Source organism: Bradyrhizobium sp. (genome assembly GCF_050014615.1).
In the GTDB taxonomy this organism is placed as follows: Bacteria; Pseudomonadota; Alphaproteobacteria; order Rhizobiales; family Xanthobacteraceae; genus Bradyrhizobium.
Map to the genome: position 1 here is coordinate 1 of NZ_JBEKCZ010000100.1, position 19407 is coordinate 19407.

The 19407-nt window shown below is 64.5% G+C and carries 16 protein-coding genes and 1 pseudogene; 16 read left to right on the forward strand and 1 reads right to left on the reverse strand.

Annotated elements, in window-relative coordinates; translation table 11 throughout:
* Positions 1–9 precede the first annotated feature (9 nt).
* A complete protein-coding gene (locus ABR948_RS16985; RefSeq protein WP_428119908.1) occupies positions 10–792 on the reverse strand; it encodes an N-acetylmuramoyl-L-alanine amidase in 783 nt (260 codons plus the stop codon).
* A 575-nt stretch (positions 793–1367) separates the two neighbouring features.
* On the opposite strand from ABR948_RS16985, the gene rsmH reads away from it, so the two are divergent.
* The 16 genes and pseudogenes from rsmH to ABR948_RS17065 all read left to right on the forward strand — a co-directional run.
* A complete protein-coding gene (gene rsmH, locus ABR948_RS16990) occupies positions 1368–2363 on the forward strand; it encodes a 16S rRNA (cytosine(1402)-N(4))-methyltransferase RsmH (RefSeq protein WP_428119910.1) in 996 nt (331 codons plus the stop codon).
* A gap of 2 nt (positions 2364–2365) precedes the next feature.
* Positions 2366–2746 carry a cell division protein FtsL gene (ftsL, locus tag ABR948_RS16995; RefSeq protein WP_428119912.1) on the forward strand — a complete coding sequence of 127 codons (381 nt, stop codon included), beginning with the start codon at positions 2366–2368 and terminating at the stop codon, positions 2744–2746.
* A complete protein-coding gene (locus ABR948_RS17000; RefSeq protein WP_428119914.1) occupies positions 2743–4500 on the forward strand; it encodes a peptidoglycan D,D-transpeptidase FtsI family protein in 1758 nt (585 codons plus the stop codon). The genes ftsL and ABR948_RS17000 overlap by 4 nt, the downstream gene beginning before the upstream one ends.
* Before the next feature lie 36 nt (positions 4501–4536).
* The gene (locus ABR948_RS17005; RefSeq protein WP_428119916.1) at positions 4537–5997 is read left to right on the forward strand and encodes a UDP-N-acetylmuramoyl-L-alanyl-D-glutamate--2,6-diaminopimelate ligase; all 1461 of its coding nucleotides are present in this window, start codon (positions 4537–4539) and stop codon (positions 5995–5997) included.
* Positions 5994–7433 (forward strand): UDP-N-acetylmuramoylalanyl-D-glutamyl-2,6-diaminopimelate--D-alanyl-D-alanine ligase, encoded by a 1440-nt coding sequence (locus ABR948_RS17010; protein WP_428119918.1) that lies wholly within the window; start codon positions 5994–5996, stop codon positions 7431–7433. The genes ABR948_RS17005 and ABR948_RS17010 overlap by 4 nt, the downstream gene beginning before the upstream one ends.
* 10 nt (positions 7434–7443) lie before the next feature.
* Positions 7444–8550: a phospho-N-acetylmuramoyl-pentapeptide-transferase gene (gene mraY, locus ABR948_RS17015; protein WP_428119920.1), complete on the forward strand. Its 1107-nt coding sequence runs from the start codon at positions 7444–7446 to the stop codon at positions 8548–8550.
* 4 nt (positions 8551–8554) lie between these two features.
* Complete coding sequence (gene murD, locus ABR948_RS17020; RefSeq protein ID WP_428119922.1) at positions 8555–9955, forward strand: UDP-N-acetylmuramoyl-L-alanine--D-glutamate ligase; 1401 nt, start codon at positions 8555–8557, stop codon at positions 9953–9955.
* Between the two features lie 237 nt (positions 9956–10192).
* Positions 10193–11344 (forward strand): putative lipid II flippase FtsW, encoded by a 1152-nt coding sequence (ftsW, locus tag ABR948_RS17025; protein ID WP_428119924.1) that lies wholly within the window; start codon positions 10193–10195, stop codon positions 11342–11344.
* Positions 11345–11377: 33 nt separating this feature from the next.
* A complete protein-coding gene (gene murG, locus ABR948_RS17030; RefSeq protein WP_428119926.1) occupies positions 11378–12478 on the forward strand; it encodes an undecaprenyldiphospho-muramoylpentapeptide beta-N-acetylglucosaminyltransferase in 1101 nt (366 codons plus the stop codon).
* A gap of 130 nt (positions 12479–12608) precedes the next feature.
* On the forward strand, positions 12609–14012 hold the full coding sequence (murC, locus tag ABR948_RS17035) for a UDP-N-acetylmuramate--L-alanine ligase (RefSeq protein ID WP_428119928.1): 1404 nt from the start codon (positions 12609–12611) through the stop codon (positions 14010–14012).
* 44 nt (positions 14013–14056) lie between these two features.
* The gene (murB, locus tag ABR948_RS17040) at positions 14057–14938 is read left to right on the forward strand and encodes a UDP-N-acetylmuramate dehydrogenase (protein ID WP_428119938.1); all 882 of its coding nucleotides are present in this window, start codon (positions 14057–14059) and stop codon (positions 14936–14938) included.
* 181 nt (positions 14939–15119) lie between these two features.
* A complete protein-coding gene (locus tag ABR948_RS17045) occupies positions 15120–16106 on the forward strand; it encodes a D-alanine--D-alanine ligase family protein (RefSeq protein WP_428119930.1) in 987 nt (328 codons plus the stop codon).
* A 40-nt stretch (positions 16107–16146) separates the two neighbouring features.
* Positions 16147–16482, forward strand: a pseudogene (locus tag ABR948_RS17050) (D-alanine--D-alanine ligase); the annotation flags it as partial.
* Positions 16449–17501, forward strand: a complete 1053-nt coding sequence (locus ABR948_RS17055) for a cell division protein FtsQ/DivIB (protein WP_428119932.1) — start codon at positions 16449–16451, stop codon at positions 17499–17501. The pseudogene ABR948_RS17050 and the gene ABR948_RS17055, both read left to right, overlap by 34 nt.
* A complete protein-coding gene (ftsA, locus tag ABR948_RS17060; protein WP_428119934.1) occupies positions 17498–18820 on the forward strand; it encodes a cell division protein FtsA in 1323 nt (440 codons plus the stop codon). The genes ABR948_RS17055 and ftsA overlap by 4 nt, the downstream gene beginning before the upstream one ends.
* A gap of 99 nt (positions 18821–18919) precedes the next feature.
* The coding region (locus tag ABR948_RS17065) for a cell division protein FtsZ (RefSeq protein ID WP_428119936.1) at positions 18920–19407 on the forward strand (488 nt) is incomplete at its 3' end.

A 19407-nucleotide genomic window follows, 5' to 3' on the forward strand; every position in this document is an offset into this window, starting at 1 on the left:
TAATTAGAGCTACCGCGCCGCAACCGCCTTGGTATCTGCCGGAAGACTGGCCAGCAGCGACTGCAGGGTGGTCAGGGTCGAATGGTCGGCGACGCCGTCGACGCGGGCGGGGCGGAAGTGGCGCTGGAACGCGCTGACCACTTCCATCGTCGTTGCGTCGTATTTTCCGTTGATCGGGATACCGTAGCCGTATCTGGCCAGCGCCTGCTGCAGATCGGCGACGCTGTCGCTGACGGTGCCAAGTTTGAGGGTCTCGCCGCGCACGATCGGCGCCGGTTGCACCCAGTGGCCGACGCCCGAATTGGCCAGCGAATGCCATGGAAACTTCTCGCCGGGGTCCTTCTTGCGGGAGGGCGCGACGTCGGAATGGGCGAGCACGCGATGCGACGGCAGGTTACGGCGCAGCATGATGCCGCGGCACAGCGCGATCACGGCGGCGATCTGGCGCAACGGAAATTCCGGATAGCCCCAATCATGACCGCGATTGACGATCTCGACCCCGATCGAACAGGAATTGATGTCTTCCTCGCCCGCCCAGGATGCGACGCCGGCGTGCCAGGCGCGCTTGGCTTCCGGAACGCATTGCACGATGCGGCCGTCTTCCAGAACGATGTAATGCGCGGAGACGTCGGTGCCCGCGGTGCACAGGCGCGCGATCGCGCCTTCCACATCGGGCATGCCGGTGTAGTGCAGCAGGATCATGTCGGGCAGACGGCCCTTGTTGCGGTCGCCATAATTCGCCGACGGGATGACGTCGGAAGCGATCGATGAATCCGGGGTGAATGTCTTCATATGCGCGTTGGTATGGGGAAGCGGGACGGCGCGTTGACGCTTCGAATCAATAGCAGGAGATGCGAACGAACCAAGCGACATGTGACAGCTCAAACCGGGCAGGAGAACGGCAATGGTGCGTCTTCACGACGAACCCTCGGTTTACTATTCCTTTACGATCTCATCAGCGCAATGCGGAAAGCCGGTCGTACCTTCGCATTTTGACGAAGTGTGTGCCAAGCGCATCACCCCCCGAATCCATCAACGCTTTCTTAACGCTAACTGACGTTACTAAGTGGTGAAGAGCCGAACCGGTTTTGGGGACGGCCGAGACCCTTTTTCACGCTCGAAATCCCATGGCAGGCCAGCAAATTCCGTCGGGAAATCAGGGTTTGCGGTTCGCATCGTCCGGAATCGGCCATCGTGCTTGGCCAAAGCTTTTCGAGAAGAGTCGGCTTTTTAAGAAGAGCCGGCTTTTCGACACCAACTGCCTTTTCGAGGCGAAAAGCCCGGCAAAGCGCAGGCATTTGAGGCGCAATGGGCCCGTTGGCGTCCGATTTCCGCTTTTTAGCCCGGATTTCGCCGGACGCCGGCGCATGAGTTCATCTGCCCCGCGTCATATTCCGGTTCTTGGCCACCAGGCCGTGGCGCTGCTGACCCCCCGTGACGGCGGCATCTATGTCGATGCGACCTTTGGCGCCGGCGGTTACAGCCGGATGATCCTCGACATCCCGGGAACCCGCATCCTCGGCATCGACCGCGACCGCTCGGCCATTGCCGGCGGGTTCGATCTCGTCGAGCAGTCGGCCGGCCGGCTCACGCTGGTCGAGGACCGGTTTTCGAATCTCGCCGAAATCTGTGCCGCGCAGGGCCTCCAGGGGGTCGACGGCGTCGTGATGGATATCGGGGTGTCCTCGATGCAGCTTGACGAGGCCGGGCGCGGCTTCTCGTTTCGTCTTGGCGGCCCGCTCGACATGCGGATGGGTCATGATGGTCCGACCGCGGCGGATGTGATCGCCCGGGCTTCCGAGGCCGATCTCGCCAACATCATCTATATCTTCGGCGAAGAGCGTCATTCCCGCAGCGTCGCCCGCGCCATTGTTGCCGCGCGCAAGGAAGCCCCGATCACGACCACGCGGGCGCTGGCCGATATCGTCGCCAAAGTGGTGTGGTCGAAACCGGGTGAAATTCACCCGGCGACGCGGACGTTTCAGGCGTTGCGGATTTTCGTCAACGGGGAACTCGACGAACTGCATCTGGCGCTCGCGGCGGCGGAGCGGGTGCTGAAGCCGGGCGGCCGGCTTGTGGTGGTGTCGTTTCATTCGCTGGAAGACCGCATCGTCAAGAACTTCCTGGGCGAACGCGCCAAGGCCGGCGGCGGCTCGCGCCATCTTCCCGAACTCGCGCAGGCCGCGCCGAGTTTTGTCATCCTGACCAAGCGTCCGGTTACCGCTGACAATGACGAGATTGCGGTCAATCCCCGCGCGCGCTCCGCCAAGCTGCGCGCGGCGGAACGCTCTGCCGCGCCCGCGCATATCGCGGCGGACTTGCCGGCATGGCCCGTGCTCGCCGACGTGATGAGGGGAGGCTGACCATGCGCATCCTCCATCTGCTCGTGATCGGCGTGCTGGTGTTCGCCGCCGCCTATGTCTACCGGATCAAAATGGAATCCACCGATCGCACCGAACGGGTGCTGCGGCTGCATGCGGAAATACGCGAGCAGCGTGACGCCATCGCGCTGCTGCGCTCGGAATGGGCCAAGCTTGACGCGCCGTTGCGCTTGCAGGGTCTCGCCGAACGGCATCTGCCGTTGAAGCCGATCACCGCGACGCAATATGATTCATTGAAAAACCTGCCCGAGCGGCCGCCGAACTTCACCAGATCGGGCGCACCCGATCCGATCGGCGCCATGATCGAAACCATCGACGCCAATGCCGTGACCGGCTCGGTAACAGCGCCGGAGGCTCGGCAATGACCGGCCGGACGCTTGTCCCGACCAAACCTGCCAAGCCCGCGGAACCATGGCGGCAGCGGCTGATCCGCAGCCTGTTGTACGGGCGTAACGTCGATCGCGCCGCCAAGGCGCGCGCGCGCGTCGGTTTTGCGATGTTGGCTTTCGCGGCGATCTATGCCGTGATCGGCGGCCGGCTGGTGATGTTCACGATCAATGGCGATAATCACGGCGCGCGGCGTGCGGCGGCGCAGGACGCCATCGCGACCGCGCGGCCGGATATTGTCGACCGCAATGGCGAGATACTGGCCACCGACGTCAAGGCGCCCAGCCTATTCGGCGAACCGCGCCGCATCATCGACAAGGACGAGGCGATCGAGCTCCTGACCGCGACCTTGCCGGATCTCGACACCGGCGAAGTACGCGACCGGCTGTCCGGCAAAAAGGGTTTCGTCTGGCTGAAGCGTGAAATCTCGCCGTTGCAGCAGCAGGAAATTCACCGCCTCGGTATTCCCGGCATCGGCTTCCTGCGCGAGAACAAGCGCGTCTATCCCACCGGCGCGGAAGTCGCGCATCTGATCGGCCTGGTCAACATCGACAATCAGGGCATCGCCGGGATGGAGAAATGGCTCGACACCAATGGTCTGGCCGATCTGCATCGCGCCGGCTTCGCGACCGACCGCCTGCAGCGGCCGGTGGAATTGTCGGTCGACTTGCGCGTCGAACACGCGTTGCGCGACGAACTGCTCAAGGCCAAGGAAAAATTCCACGCCAAGGCCGCCTCCGGTCTCGTCTCCAACGTCAGGACCGGCGAGATCGTGGCGATGGTGTCGGTGCCGGATTTCGATCCGAACAATCCGAAGGAGGCGCACGATCCCGATCGCATCAACCGGCTGACCACCGGCGTCTACGAGCTGGGATCGACCTTCAAGGCCTTCACGCTGGCGATGGCGCTGGATTCCGGCAAATACGATCTCAACTCGCTGTGGGATGCGCGGGGGCCGCTGCATTATGGCAAGTTCGCGATCCATGACGACGAGCCGAAGGGCCGCTTCCTCAACATGAGGGAGGTGTTCACCTTTTCCTCGAACGTCGGCGCGGCGCGCATTGCGCTGTCGCAAGGGGTCGAAGCGCACAAGGCTTTCCTGCGCAAGATGGGACAGATGGAGCGGCTGCGCACCGAATTGCCCGAGAGCGCGTCGCCGATCCTGCCGCGGCACTGGAGCGAACTCAACACGGTGACGATCGCATTCGGACACGGCATCGCGGTAGCGCCGCTGCAGGCGGTGATGGGAATCGATGCGCTGGTCAACGGCGGCTATCTGATTCCGCCGACCTTCCTCAAACGCACCGAGCAGGAAGCGATGGAGGTCGCCAAACGGGTGATCAAGCCCGAGACCTCCGATAAGATGAGATTCCTGATGCGGCTCAATGCCGAGATCGGCACCGCGCGAAAAGCCGACGTCAAGGGCTATTACATCGGCGGCAAGACCGGCACCGCCGAAAAAGTCGTCAACGGCCGCTATGCCAAGAAGCGCGTGCTCACGGCCTTCACCGCGATCCTGCCGGCCGATCATCCCCAATACCAGCTGCTGGTCATGCTGGACGAACCGCAGTCGCTGAAGGAAACCTACGGTTTCATCACTTCGGGCTGGAATGCGGTGCCGACCGGCGGCAATGTGATCGCCCGTATCGCGCCGCTGTTGGGCATCGAGCCGCGCTTCGATTTGCCGCCGTCCGACCGCCTTATTCTTGCGGCATCAAAGGGAACCCAGTAAGGCGTACCACCAACGCGCCGGCCGGACTGGAAGACAATGAGACTCCGCGACCTGTTCAGCAATGACGCCACGATCGACCCGCCGGCGGAAGCGGTCGATGTCATGGGGCTGGCCGTGGACAGCCGTACCGTAAAGCCGGGCGATCTGTTCTTCGCGCTCTCAGGCAGCAAGACCGACGGCACCCGCTTCATCGATGCGGCGATCGCGTCCGGCGCCGTTGCGGTCGCGGGCGACCATCCGCCCCCCGGCGAACGCCGCGTGCCGTTCGTCGTTACGCCCAATCCGCGACGCGCGCTGGCGCTGGCCGCGGCGCGATTCTATCCGCAGCAACCTGCGACGATCGCGGCCGTCACCGGCACCAGCGGCAAGACCTCCGTCGCTGCCTTCACGCGCGAGATCTGGCAGCGGTTGGGGGATGCCTCGGCCAGTATCGGCACCATCGGGCTGGTGTCGCCGAAGCGTACCGTCTACGGCTCGCTGACCACGCCCGATCCGATTGCGCTGCATCGCCAGCTGGACGAAATCGCGCGCGATGGCGTCACCCATCTCGCATTCGAGGCCTCGTCGCACGGGCTCGATCAGTATCGCCTCGACGGCGTGCGCATCGCCGCCGGCGGCTTCACCAATCTGAGCCGCGACCACATGGATTACCATCCTGACGTCGCGCATTATCTGGCCGCCAAGCTCAGGCTATTCCGCGAACTCGTAATGCCCGACGGCGCCGCGGTCATCGCGGCCGATCATGATTGCTCGCAGGCCGTGATCGATGCGGCGCGCGCGAAAAACCTGCGGCTGATCACGGTCGGCAACAAGGGCGATGGCGCCGGCGAGGGCATTCGCCTTGCCGCGGCCGGCATCGACGGCTTCGCGCAGCGGCTCGAGCTCGAACATCACGGGCGCCGATATTCAATCCGGCTGCCGCTGGTCGGCGAATTCCAGATCGAGAACGCGCTGGTCGCCGCCGGATTGGCGATCGGCACCGGCAGCGAACCGGATCAGGTGTTCGCCGCGCTCGAACATCTTGAAGGCGCCAAGGGCCGGCTGGAGCGGGTCGGCGAGCGCAACGGCGCGCCGATCTTTGTCGATTATGCGCACAAGCCTGATGCGCTGGCCAAGGCGCTGCAGGCGCTGCGGCCCTACGCCAGGCGCAACCTGGTCGTGGTGTTCGGCGCCGGCGGCGACCGCGATGCCGGCAAGCGTCCCCTGATGGGCGCGATCGCCGCCGAGAATGCCGACAGCGTCATCATTACCGACGACAATCCGCGCAGCGAAAATCCGGCGACCATCCGATCGGCGATTCTCGGCGCGGCGAAAGGCGCAAGGGATATCGGCGACCGCACGGAGGCGATCCGCACCGCGATTGCCGGTCTGCAGAACGGCGATGCGCTGTTGATTGCCGGCAAGGGCCATGAGACCGGACAGATCGTCGGCGACCGGGTGCTGCCGTTCAGCGATCATGACGCGGTTGCCGCCGCGCTCGCGCCGAGGGTCGCATGAGCGTGACGCCATTATGGACTTTGGCCGCGATGACGGCGGCGATGCGCGCGCAGGTCAACGGGGTGTTGCCCGATGCGGTCACCGGCCTTTCGATCGACAGCCGCACGGTCGCGCCGGGCGAGGCCTATTTCGCAATCAAGGGCGACGTCCATGACGGGCATGATTTCGTCGCGGCCGCATTGAAAGCGGGGGCCGCACTGGCGGTGGTCGAGGCCGCGCAGCGCGACAAATTCGCGTCCGACGCGCCGCTACTGGTGGTCGAGGACGTGCTCGCCGGTCTGGTCGATCTCGCGCATGCCGCCCGCGCGCGTTTGGACGCGCAAGTGATCGCGGTCACCGGCTCGGTCGGCAAGACCTCGACCAAGGAGGCGCTGCGGCGCGTGCTCGGCGCCCAGGGCGAGACCCATGCCTCGGCGGCGTCGTTCAACAATCACTGGGGTGTGCCGCTGTCGCTGGCGCGATGCCCGGCGACGGTGCGGTTTGCGATCTTCGAGATCGGCATGAATCACGCCGGCGAAATCGATGTTCTGGTCAGGATGGTGCGGCCACACGTCGCCATCATTACCACGGTCGAGCCGGTGCACCTGGAATTCTTCGCCGGCATCGAGGCGATTGCCGACGCCAAGGCGGAAATCTTCTCAGGCGTGGAGCCCGGCGGCGCGGTGGTGCTCAACCGCGACAATTCGCAATTCGCCAGACTGCAACGCCACGCCAAAAAACTCGGCATCTCGCGCATCGTCTCGTTCGGCGCCGACCAGAAATCCGACGCGCGGCTGCTTGAGGTGTCGCTGCATGCCGCCTGCTCGGCGGTGCATGCTGACATCCTCGGCCATGAGGTGACCTACAAACTCGGGATGCCCGGCCGTCACATGGCGATGAATTCGCTGGCGGTGCTCGCGGCGTCGTCGCTGGCGGGCGCTGACCTCGCGCTGGCGGCGCTGGCGCTGTCGCATATCGAGCCCGCGGCGGGCCGCGGCGTGCGGCGCACCCTGGAGGTCGTCGGCGGCGAGGCCACCCTGATAGATGAAAGCTATAATGCCAATCCGGCGTCGATGGCCGCGGCGCTCAACGTGCTCGGCCAGGCCGTGGTCGGTCCGCAGGGCCGCCGTATCGCGGTGCTCGGCGATATGCTGGAACTGGGCCCCACCAGCGCGGAATTGCATCGCGGTCTGAACGAGGCCGTCAAGGCCAACCATATTGATCTCGTGTATTGTTGTGGTCCGCTGATGCGTAACTTGTGGGATGCTCTTTCCACGGGTAAACGGGGCGGCTATGCCGACAGCGCGGCGAGTCTCGAAGCGCAGGCCGTCGGAGCGATTCGCGCCGGCGATGCGATCATGATCAAGGGATCGCTGGGCTCGAAGATGAAAACGATTGTGCAGGCGCTCGAAAAGCGCTTTCCCGGCAAAACCGCGCTCGATGAAGCCGCGGTATAGGGCGGATTGAATGTTTTACTGGTTGATTGAGCTTTCCAACACGGTTCCCGGTTTGGGCGTGCTGCACCCGTTCCTGAATGTATTTCGCTACATTACCTTTCGCACCGGCGGCGCGATGTTGACCGGGGCGTTGTTCGTTTTTCTGTTCGGGCCCTGGATCATCGATCACTTGAGGATTCGCCAGGGCAAGGGACAGCCGATCCGCACCGACGGTCCGCAATCGCATCTTCTCACCAAGAAGGGCACGCCGACCATGGGCGGGCTGATGATCCTGTCCGGGCTGGTGGTCGCGACGCTGCTGTGGGCCAATCCGCTCAATCCCTATGTCTGGATCGTGCTGGCGGTGACGCTGGGCTTCGGCTTTGTCGGCTTCTATGACGATTACCTGAAAGTCACCAAGCAGACCCATAGCGGATTTGCCGGCCGCATCCGGTTGGCGATCGAAGCCGTGATCGCGATTGCCGCGTGTTACGCGCTGGTCCGGCTCGGACGCGACCAGCTCTCCAGTGCGCTGGTGATCCCGTTTTTCAAGGAAGTCGTGCTGAATCTGGGATGGTTCTTTGTGCTGTTCGGCGCGTTCATCATTGTCGGCGCCGGCAACGCGGTCAATCTGACCGACGGTCTCGACGGTTTGGCGATCGTGCCCGTCATGATCGCGGCCCTGAGTTTCGGCCTGATCGCCTATCTCGTCGGCAACGCGGTGTTTTCGGACTATCTGCAGATCAACTACGTCCCTGGCACCGGCGAACTCGCGGTGCTGTGCGGCGCGGTGTTCGGCGCCGGACTGGGCTTTCTGTGGTTCAACGCCCCGCCGGCATCGATCTTCATGGGCGATACCGGTTCGCTGGCGCTCGGCGGCATGCTCGGCTCGATCGCGGTCGCGGTCAAACACGAGATCGTGCTGGCGGTGATCGGCGGGCTGTTCGTGCTGGAAGCGGTCTCGGTGATCGTGCAGGTGGTGTCGTTCAAGCTCACCGGCAAGCGCGTGTTCCGAATGGCGCCGATCCATCACCATTTCGAGCAATTGGGCTGGACCGAACCGCAGATCGTGATCCGGTTCTGGATCATCTCGGTGATGCTGGCGCTGGCCGGCCTCTCCACACTGAAGCTGCGGTGATCACTTGATCCCCGTCACCTCCTTCGCGGGCAAGACGGTCGCGGTGTTCGGCCTCGGCGGATCGGGGCTGGCGAGCTGCCACGCCTTGAAGGCCGGCGGGGCCGACGTGATCGCCAGCGACGACGGCGCGGACAGAATGGCCGAAGCCGCGAAGGCGGGTTTTATCACCGCGGATTTGCGCAAGGCATCGTGGAAAAATTTCGCCGCGCTGGTGCTGACGCCCGGCGCGCCGCTCACGCATCCGAGCCCGCACTGGACCGTGCTGGCGGCGCGCGAGGCCGGCGTCGAGGTGATCGGCGATATCGAACTGTTCTGCCGGGAACGACGGCGTCACGCGCCCGATGCGCCGTTCGTCGCCATCACCGGCACCAACGGCAAATCGACCACCACGGCATTAATAGCGCATTTGATGCGCGTCGCCGGTTACGACACCCAGATGGGCGGCAATATCGGCACCGCAATCCTGTCGCTGGAGCCGCCGCGCAAGGGGCGGGTCCATGTCATCGAGATGTCGTCGTATCAGATTGATTTGTCGCCCTCGCTCGATCCCAGCGTCGGCATCCTGATCAATATCAGCGAAGACCATATCGATCGCCACGGCACGCTCGAACATTATGCCGCCGTCAAGGAACGCCTGGTCGCCTGCGTGCAAAAACAGGGCACCGCGATCGTCGGCGTCGATGACGGCTGGAGCCGGAACACCGCCGACCGGATCGAGCAGGCCGGCCAGCGCGTGGTTCGCATCTCCGTGAAGAATCCGCTGCCGGACGGTATCTATGTCGAGCGCGAAACCATCTGGCGCGCCGCCGGCGGCGCGCGCAGCGAGATCGCGGCGATCGGCGGTATCGGTTCGCTGCGCGGTTTGCATAATGCGCAGAATGCGGCGTGCGCGTCGGCCGCCGCGCTGGCGCTCGGCGTCTCCTCGGAGACACTGCAAAACGGCTTGCGCAGCTTTCCCGGTTTGGCGCACCGCATGGAGCAGGTCGGTCGCCGCGACCACGTGCTGTTCGTCAATGATTCCAAAGGCACCAATGCGGATGCGACCGCGCACGCGCTGTCGTCCTTCGGCGATATTTTCTGGATCGCCGGCGGCAAGCCGAAGCTCGGCGGCATCACGAGTCTCGGCGAATATTTCCCGCGCATCCGCAAGGCCTATCTGATCGGCGAAGCCGCCAGCGAGTTCGCCGGCACGCTGGGCGCCAGTGTGCCGCACGAAATCTCCGAAACCCTCGATGTCGCGGTGGCGAACGCGGCGCGCGACGCGCAGGCCTCGGGGCTCGCCGATCCCGTGGTGCTGCTGTCGCCGGCCTGTGCGTCGTTCGACCAGTACCGCAACTTTGAGATCCGCGGCGCGCGGTTCCGCGACCTCGTCACCGCGCTGCCGGGCGTCAAGCCGGTGGCGTGAGATAGCGCCGGCGTCGTCCGCATTTAGAACTGTCATCGCCCGCGAGAGCGGGCGATCCAGTATTCCAGAGTCAGCGTGGGTCTATGGCTGCTGCCGCAGCGTACTGGATACCCGCTTTCGCTGACATGGCGGCCATTTATGCTTCGGCGTTGCACCCAATCTCGAGAGATAGCGAATTCGTTAACCTCTTGGAAACCATCCTAGGCGACCAATGGGCAAACCCCTTTGGGAATGCCCATGCTCTCCCGTGAACAGCGAAATCCCATCAGCGAATGGTGGTGGACCGTCGACCGCCTGCAACTGGCGGCGATCGTTGCGCTGGTGCTGGCCGGCATCATCCTGTCGCTGGCGGCCAGCCCGCCGGTGGCGACCCGGATCGGGCTCGATCCGTTTCACTTCTTCAACCGCCACGTGCTGTTTCTGCTGCCGTCCTTCATCGTGCTGATCGGGGTGTCGTTCCTGTCGCCGCGGCAGATCAGGCGCACCGCGCTGATCGTGTTCGCAGTCAGCATCGTGCTGATCGTGGCGACGCTGCTGATCGGCCCCGAGGTCAAGGGTTCGCGGCGCTGGATCACCCTGATCGGCGTCAATATCCAGGCGTCGGAGTCCGCCAAGCCCGCCTTCGTCGTGATCGCGGCGTGGCTGTTTGCGGAATCGACGCGGCGGCCGGAAATGCCGGCGACCTCGATGGCGCTGGTGCTGTTGATGATGCTGGTCTCGCTATTGGTGATGGAACCCGATTTCGGCCAGACCATGCTGATCCTGATGGTGTGGGGCTCGCTGTTCTTCATCGCCGGAATGCGGATGATCTGGGTGGTCGGGCTCGCGGGCGCGGCTAGCGCCGGGCTGTTCGGGGCCTATCTGCTGGTGCCGCATGTCGCGGGCCGCATCAAGCGCTTCATGAATCCGGCGTCGGGCGATACGTTTCAGGTCGATACCGCCATGGAGGCGTTCTACAATGGCGGCTGGTTCGGGCTCGGCCCCGGCGAGGGCATCGCCAAGCGCAGCCTGCCGGACAGCCACACTGATTTTGTGTTCGCGGTCGCCGCCGAGGAATTCGGAATTGTGCTTTGCCTGGTGCTGCTGGCGCTGTTCGCCTTCGTGGTGATCCGCGCGCTGTCGCGGGCCTATGCGACCGAGGATATGTTCTCGCGGTTCGCCGCCTCGGGTCTGGCCATTTTGTTCGGCGTGCAGGCGGCGATCAACATGTCGGTCAATCTGCAGCTGATCCCCGCCAAGGGCATGACGCTGCCGTTCATTTCCTATGGCGGTTCGTCGATGATCTCGCTGGCCTACGGCGTCGGCATGATGCTGGCGCTGACCCGGCACCGGCCGCGCACCGAGATGGAATCGATCGGCGACGCCAACGCCGCGCGCAGCTACGCGTGATGACGAACGCCGTCCCGTCGGCTATTTGAAACCATGACCACGTCACCTCTGATTCTGCTGGCTGCGGGCGGCACCGGCGGACATCTGTTTCCCGCCGAGGCGCTCGGCGTCGAGCTGATGCGGCGCGGCCTGCGCGTGCGCCTCGCCACCGACGCCCGCGCGCTGCGCTACAGCGGATTGTTCTCCAGGGACATGGTCGACGTGGTGCCGAGCGAGACCGTGCGTGGCCGCACGCCATGGTCGCTGGCCTATACCGGCGTCACGCTCGTCGCCGGAACTGCCGTGGCGCTCAATTTGATGCGCCGGCTAAAGCCCGCGGCGGTGGTCGGCTTCGGCGGCTATCCGACGGTGCCGCCGCTGCTGGCGGCAAAACTGTTCGGCATTCCCGGCATCATTCACGACGCCAACGCGGTGCTGGGCCGCGCCAACCGGTTCCTGTCGAGCCGTGTCAGCGCCATTGCGACCTCGCTGCCGGGGGTGCTCGATCGCGATCCGGCGCTGGCGGCGAAAGCCACCACCGTGGGCACGCCGATGCGCCCGGCGATCCTGGCGGCGGCCGCGGTGAAATTTGCCTCGCCCGAACCGGCCGGGCCGTTCCGGGTGCTGGTGGTCGGCGGCAGCCAGGGCGCGCGGGTGATGGCCGATATCGTGCCACCAGCGATCGAGCGTCTGGAACCGGCGCTGTGGAGCCGGCTGTTTCTCACCCAGCAGGTGCGCGAAGAAGACATGAATCGGGTGCGCGCGGTGTACGACCGGCTCAAGATCAATGCCGAACTGGCGCCGTTCTTCAGCGATTTGCCGGCGCGGCTGGCGTCCAGCCATCTGGTGGTGTCGAGGTCCGGCGCCGGCACCGTGGCCGAGCTCGGCGCCATCGGCCGGCCCTCGATCCTGGTGCCGCTGCCCGGCGCGATCGATCAGGATCAGTTCGCCAATGCCGGCGTGCTGGTGCAGGCGAACGGCGCGCTGCGGATTGCGCAGACGGAATTCACGCCCGACCGGCTGGCCGCGGAACTTTCCGCGCTCGCCGCTGAGCCGCAACGGCTGACCGCGATGGCCGCCGCCGCCCGCACCGTCGGCCGGCTGGATGCCGCCCAGCGGCTGGCCGATCTGGTGATGAAAGTGGCGGGAATCTGACGGAAAAGCTCTTGTCATGCCCCGCGAAAGCGGGGCATCCAGTACCCCGTGTACGTGGATTTGAATCTTCAGGCTTCGCGGAATACTGGATCGTCCGCCTTCGCGGACGATGACGACCAAGGAAACGAATATGAGACTGCCGCGCGAGATCGGACCTATTCATTTCGTCGGGATCGGCGGCATCGGCATGAGCGGCATCGCCGAGGTCCTGAGCAATCTCGGCTATACCGTGCAGGGGTCGGACGCGTCCGAGAGCGCCAATGTCGGTCGCCTGCGCGACAAGGGCATCACCATCCATATCGGCCACAAGGCCGAGAATGTCGCCGGCGCCGACGTGCTGGTGGTGTCGACCGCGATCAAGCGCGACAATCCCGAACTGATGGCGGCGCGCGCCCAGCGCATTCCGGTGGTGCGCCGCGCCGAGATGCTGGCCGAACTGATGCGGCTCAAAAGCTGCGTCGCCATTGCCGGCACCCATGGCAAGACCACCACGACCTCGATGGTCGCGGCCTTGCTCGACGCCGGCGATCTCGATCCCACCGTGATCAATGGCGGCATCATCAATGCCTATGGCACCAACGCCCGGTTAGGCGCCGGCGAGTGGATGGTGGTCGAGGCCGACGAGAGCGACGGCACCTTCCTGAAGCTGCCGGCCGATGTCGCCATTGTCACCAATGTCGATCCTGAACATCTCGACCACTTCAAGACCTTCGAGGCGGTGCAGGACGCGTTCCGCAATTTTGTGGAAAATGTGCCGTTCTATGGCTTTGCGGTGATGTGCATCGATCATCCCGTCGTGCAGACCCTGGTCGGCAAGATCGAGGACCGCCGCATCATTACCTACGGCGAAAATCCGCAGGCCGATGTGCGGCTGGTCGATCTGACGCCGATGGGCGGCGGCTCGAAATTCAAGGTCGTGTTCCGCAACCGCAAGACCGATGCCACCCACGAAATCGCCGATGTCATGCTGCCGATGCCGGGCCGGCACAACGCCCTCAATGCCACGGCCGCGATCGCGGTGGCGCATGAGCTGGGATTGTCCGATGACGCGATCCGCAAGGCCATCGCCGGCTTCGGCGGCGTCAAGCGGCGCTTCACAAAAACCGGCGAGTGGAACGGCGTCACGATCATAGATGACTATGGCCATCATCCGGTCGAGATATCAGCGGTGCTGAAGGCGGCGCGGGAATCCACCGATGGCAAGATCATCGCGGTGGTGCAGCCGCATCGCTTCACCCGGCTGCAATCGCTGTTCGAGGAATTCTGTACCTGCTTCAACGATGCCGACACCGTGGTCGTCGCCGAAGTCTATCCGGCCGGTGAGGCGCCGATCGCCGGCATCGATCGCGATCATTTCGTGCTCGGCTTGCGCGCGCACGGCCATCGCGAGGTGATTGCGTTGCAGCATCCCGCCAATCTCGCGGGCATGATCCACGACACCGCAACCAGCGGCGATTTTGTCGTCTGCCTCGGCGCCGGTAACATCACGCAATGGGCCTACGCGCTGCCGGGCGAATTGAAGGCATTGGGGTAGAGGTGACGACCTTCCCCGACATCACGCCCGATCTCAAGGCCGCGATGCCGGATTTGCGCGGGCGGTTGCTGGCGAACCAGTCGCTGGCCGAACTGACCTGGTTTCGGGTCGGCGGTCCGGCGCAGGCGCTGTTCACGCCATCGGATGAAAATGATCTGGCCTATTTCCTCGCCAACCTGCCGAAACAGCTCCCGGTCTACGTCGTCGGCGTCGGCTCCAATCTGATCGTGCGCGACGGCGGCATGCCTGGCGTGGTGATCAGGCTCGGTCCGCGCGGATTTGGCGAGAGCAGCGCCGAAGGCGACATCGTCAGCGCCGGTGCGGCGGCGCTCGACAAGCGCGTGGCCGAAACCGCGGCGGCGGCGAGTCTCAGTGGGCTGGAATTTCTGTTCGGCATTCCCGGCACCATTGGCGGCGCGCTGCGCATGAACGCCGGTGCCAATGGTGCCGAGACCAAGGACGTCCTGATCGAGGCATCCGGCGTCGGCCGTGACGGCCAGCAGGTCAGGTTAAGCAATGCGGACATGAAATTTGTCTATCGCAGCAGCGGCGTCGATCCTTCGATCATTTTTACCTCGGCGCGCTTTCGCGGCGTGGTCGCCGCGCCGGAGGCCGTTCGCCAGCGGATGAACGAGGTCCAGACCCACCGCGAAACCGCGCAGCCGATCCGCGAAAAGACCGGCGGCTCGACCTTCCAGAATCCGCCCGGCAACAGCGCCTGGAAGCTGATCGATGCCGCCGGCTGCCGCGGCCTGCGGATCGGCGGCGCGCAGGTGTCGCAGATGCATTGCAATTTCCTGATCAATACCGGCACCGCGACCGGCCATGATATCGAGACGCTGGGCGAGACGGTTCGCGTCCGGGTGAAGGAAAATTGCGGAATTGAGCTACACTGGGAAATCAAGCGGATTGGAATTTCGGCATAATCGTTATTCCGGGGCGCTCGCAAAGCGAGCGAGCCCGGAATCTCGGAGAGATATTGAGGAGATTCCGGGTCTGTACCCTCCAAGTCGGCTGTTGCCGACTTGGACAACAATATTGCCGAACTCGGGTAAACCCGAGTTCGGGCGGTACATCCCGGAATGACGAAAGAGCGGAACGAGGCTGATGCGGATTACCATTCTTTTCGGCGGCACCAACAAGGAACGACTGGTCTCGGTGGCGAGCGCGCAGGCGCTGCATTCGGCTTTGCCGGAAGCCGATCTGTGGTTCTGGGATGTCGATGATACCGTGCATCAGGTGCAGTCCGGAAAGCTGCTCGGTCATGCGCGGCCGTTTGAAGACCCGTTGAAGCCTGACGGTCACGGCGTTGCGTTCGAACAGGCGCTGGACAATGCAAAATCCGAAGATCGCCTGCTGGTGCTTGGCCTGCATGGCGGGCGGGCGGAAAACGGCGAATTGCAGGTGATGTGCGAAATGCGCGGGATCGCCTTCACCGGCTCCGGCTCGGCGTCGTCGCATCTCGCCTTCGACAAGGTGGCGGCCAAGCAGTTCGCGGCCATCGCGGGCGTCAAGGCGCCGACCGGCGTGGCGCTGGAAGATGCCGAGAAGGCGCTGGCTGAATATGGCAAGTTGATTGCCAAGCCGGCGCGGGATGGCTCGAGCTACGGCCTGATTTTCGTCCATTCGAGCCAGGATCTCGTCGCCGTCCGCACCGCGGCGCGCACCGAAGAATATCTGATCGAGCCGTTTATCTCCGGCGTGGAGGCGACCTGCGGCGTGCTGGAACAGCCGGACGGCTCGGTGATCGCGCTGCCGCCGATCGAGATCATCCCGGCGGACGGTGGCTTCGACTACACGGCCAAATATCTGGCCAAATCGACCCAGGAAATCTGCCCGGGGCGGTTTACGCCCGAGATCAGTGCCCAGATCGGGGATCGCGCAGTCCGGGCGCACCAGGCGATGTCGTGCCGCGGCTATTCCCGTTCGGACTTCATCGTCTCGGCGCAGGGGCCGATTTATCTCGAAACCAATACCTTGCCCGGCCTGACCAAGGCTTCGCTCTATCCGAAGGCACTCAAGGCGCAGGGCATCGAATTTATTGATTTTCTGCAGGGCCAGATCGCGCTGGCTGCCAAACGCGCGCAAAAATAGCGTGGGATCAAAGCCCGGCCCGGCCGGACGACCAGCGGCCGTGTTGTTGCTAAAATCCTACAATTGCAGGGCAAACTATTCAGCGGGCACATCAAAACACATCCAGTCGGCCCCGATTTTACACTTTGTTTACCAGGAAGTCCGAAGGTTAACGCTGGCGGCGCATGTGGCGCTTGGCTGCCGGGGCGTGAGCTGTTGCGGATTTCCGCTTCGACGACCGCATCGTGGGGAACAGATGGCCTCCTCTGCCTTGAGGCCGACCCCCAACCCGGCATGACCGAGACGTCATTGGTGCCAGGACTCGCAAGCTTTTGCGGGCACAACATTTGACGAGCTCGTGCAATGGATGGTGCAGGACGCCTCGCTCGGTCGCTGAGATCGCTGGGGCCCCAAGCTGACCTGAAAGCGGCCGCCATTGGCGCGGTCGTGCTGTTGCGCGAGTGGCTGGGCTCCAGGCTGGTGGCAGCCGATTCAAAGCCGGCGCCAGCCAACGGGCGCACGGCTGTTAAATCGACGCGCGCGCCCGCCAAACCCAAACAGCGTCTCGAGCGCGCCGAAGAACTGCCCCGCCTGATAACGCTGGTGGAGCGCTACCTTCCGCATCGCGCCGGCGTTGCCGCGACCGTGCTGTTGCTGCTGGGCAGCGCCGGTTTCGGCGTCGTCAGGGGTGGCCATCTCGATGAATTCACCGGGGCGCTGAGCGATAGCCGTAACGCACTGGCCAATTCGGCCGGATTTCGGATCACGACGGTCGCGATCAACGGCCGCCGGCAATTGTCCCAGGATGAAGTGCTCGGGATCGGCGGCGTCAATGGCCGCTCCTCGCTGCTGTTCCTCGACGCCGCCGTGGTGCGCGACAAGCTGAAGGCCAATCCCTGGATCGCCGACGCGACGGTGCAGAAGCTTTATCCCGGCCAGCTGCGGATCGACATTGTCGAGCGCTCGGCCTATGCGCTTTGGCAGCAGGATGGCCGGCTGTCGGTGATCGCGGATGACGGCGCGGTGCTCGAACCCTATGTGTCGCGCCGCTTTCTGTCGCTGCCGCTGGTGGTAGGCAAGGGTGCGGAAACCCGCGCCCGGGATTTCCTGGCGCTGCTGGCGCGCTATCCGCAGGTCAATTCGGTGACCAAAGCCGCGATTTTTGTCGGGGAGCGGCGCTGGAACCTGCGGCTCAAGGACGGTCTCGATATCAGGCTGCCGGAAAACGAGGTCGGCAACGCGCTGGCCGCGTTGAGCGCGCTCGACAAGGAGGACCGGCTGTTCTCCCGCGATATCGTCGCTGTCGATATGCGCCTGCCGGATCGCTTGATCGTGCAATTGTCTGACGACGCGGCGAAAGCCCGCGAAGACCTGTTCAAGGACAAGAAGCCGAAGAAGAAGGCCGGTGACGCATGACCGGCCTCGATCGCAATCAGACGCCGAAGACGCGCCCGATGCCGCAGAAGCGCACCGCGCTGGTGGCCTCGCTCGATATCGGCACCAGCAAGATTGCCTGCATGATCGCGCGGCTGCGGCCGTGCCCGCCCAATGAAGCCCTGCGCGGGCGCAGCCATGCCGTCGAGCTGATCGGCTACAGCCAGATTCAGTCGCGCGGCGTGAAGGCCGGCGCGGTGGTCGATCTCGCCGAATGCGAGCAGGCGGTGCGCCAGGCCGTGGCACTGGCCGAGCGGATGGCCAGGGTCCGGGTTGAATCGGTGCTGCTGTCGGTCTCGGCGGGGCGGCTGCAGGGTCAGTTGATCGAGGCGGCCTCCGATATCAAGGGCGGCGCGGTAACCGCCGCCGACGTCGCCCGTATCACCTCCACCGGCATGCACCACGCCACCGGCGAGGGCCGCACCGTGCTGCATGCGCTGCCGGTCGGCTATGCGCTCGACGGCGTCAAGGGCATTCGCGACCCCCGGGGCATGGTGGCGCGGCAATTCGGCGTCGACATGAACGTAGTCACGGCTGACGCCTCGGTTGCCAAGAATCTGATGCTGGTGGTCGAGCGCTGCCATCTCAACGTCGAAGCCATGGCGGCGAGCCCTTACGTGGCGGGCCTTGCGGTGCTGACCGACGATGAAGTCGACATCGGCGCCGCGGTGGTCGAAATGGGCGCCGGCACCACCACGATCGCGACCTATGCCGGCGGCCGCTTTGTCCATGCCAGCGGATTTGCGCTCGGCGGGCAACACATCACCATGGACCTTGCACGCGGCATCAGCGCATGCATTGCGGATGCCGAGCGAATCAAGACGTTATATGGCACCGTGCTGACCGGCGGGTCTGATGCACGCGAGTTGATGTCCGTGCCGTCTGCCGGTGACAACGAGCGGGATGCTCCACAGGTCGTTTCCCGCGCCACGATCGCGAACATTGTTCGGCACCGTGCCGAGGAGATTTTTGAAATGGTCAGGGACCGGCTCGCCGATTCCCCCTTTGCCGCAGAGCCGAAGGCCGGAGTTGTCTTGAGCGGCGGCGCATCGCAGCTTTCCGGCACCCTTGAACTGGCAACCCGGATTCTCGGCCGGCCGGTGCGGATCGGCCGTCCGCTCGGGTTTGGCCGGCTGCCCAATGAGGCGAAGAGCGCGTCGTTCGCGGTCCCCTCGGGTCTTCTGGTCTATCCCCAATATGCTCATCTTGAACACGTCGAACCGCGGCATACGCGGCAGCTCAGGACAGGGACTGACGGCTATTTCGGAAAGGTCGGACGATGGCTTCGAGAGGGCTTCTGATGAATCTTTTCCGCATCCTTTCCCCCTGACATCAGCGAGCTGAAACCGAGGATCACCGTCTTCGGCGTCGGCGGAGCCGGCGGCAATGCCGTCAACAACATGATCACCGCCGGACTGCAGGGTGTCGATTTCGTCGTCGCCAATACCGACGCACAGGCGCTCACCATGTCGAAAGCGCAGCGCATCGTGCAGATGGGCACCCAGGTCACGCAAGGCCTCGGTGCCGGTTCGCAGCCGGATGTCGGCGCCGCCGCAGCCCAGGAAGTCATCGACGAAATCCGCGACCATCTCTCCGGCGCCAACATGGTGTTCGTCACCGCCGGGATGGGCGGCGGCACTGGCACCGGTGCGGCGCCCGTGATCGCCAAGACCGCGCGCGACATGGGTATCCTCACCGTCGGCGTGGTGACAAAACCGTTCCACTTCGAGGGCCAGCGCCGCATGCGCACCGCGGAGGCCGGCATCGCCGAACTCCACAAGGTGGTCGATACGCTGCTGATCATTCCGAACCAGAACCTGTTCCGGGTCGCCAACGAAAAGACCACCTTCGCCGACGCCTTCGCGATGGCCGACCAGGTGCTCTATTC

Bases quoted from the DNA above. Each gene is read 5' to 3' on its own strand.
- murC (WP_428119928.1), top strand. From the start codon at position 12,609: ATGAGACTGCCGCGCGAGATCGGACCTATTCATTTCGTCGGGATCGGC.
- ABR948_RS17010 (WP_428119918.1), top strand. From the start codon at position 5,994: ATGAGCGTGACGCCATTATGGACTTTGGCCGCGATGACGGCGGCGATG.
- murG (WP_428119926.1), top strand. From the start codon at position 11,378: ATGACCACGTCACCTCTGATTCTGCTGGCTGCGGGCGGCACCGGCGGA.
- ABR948_RS17045 (WP_428119930.1), top strand. From the start codon at position 15,120: ATGCGGATTACCATTCTTTTCGGCGGCACCAACAAGGAACGACTGGTC.
- ABR948_RS16985 (WP_428119908.1), bottom strand. From the start codon at position 792: ATGAAGACATTCACCCCGGATTCATCGATCGCTTCCGACGTCATCCCG.
- ABR948_RS17055 (WP_428119932.1), top strand. From the start codon at position 16,449: ATGGATGGTGCAGGACGCCTCGCTCGGTCGCTGAGATCGCTGGGGCCC.
- ABR948_RS17000 (WP_428119914.1), top strand. From the start codon at position 2,743: ATGACCGGCCGGACGCTTGTCCCGACCAAACCTGCCAAGCCCGCGGAA.
- rsmH (WP_428119910.1), top strand. From the start codon at position 1,368: ATGAGTTCATCTGCCCCGCGTCATATTCCGGTTCTTGGCCACCAGGCC.
- ftsW (WP_428119924.1), top strand. From the start codon at position 10,193: ATGCTCTCCCGTGAACAGCGAAATCCCATCAGCGAATGGTGGTGGACC.
- mraY (WP_428119920.1), top strand. From the start codon at position 7,444: ATGTTTTACTGGTTGATTGAGCTTTCCAACACGGTTCCCGGTTTGGGC.
- ftsL (WP_428119912.1), top strand. From the start codon at position 2,366: ATGCGCATCCTCCATCTGCTCGTGATCGGCGTGCTGGTGTTCGCCGCC.
- ABR948_RS17005 (WP_428119916.1), top strand. From the start codon at position 4,537: ATGAGACTCCGCGACCTGTTCAGCAATGACGCCACGATCGACCCGCCG.
- murB (WP_428119938.1), top strand. From the start codon at position 14,057: ATGCCGGATTTGCGCGGGCGGTTGCTGGCGAACCAGTCGCTGGCCGAA.
- ftsA (WP_428119934.1), top strand. From the start codon at position 17,498: ATGACCGGCCTCGATCGCAATCAGACGCCGAAGACGCGCCCGATGCCG.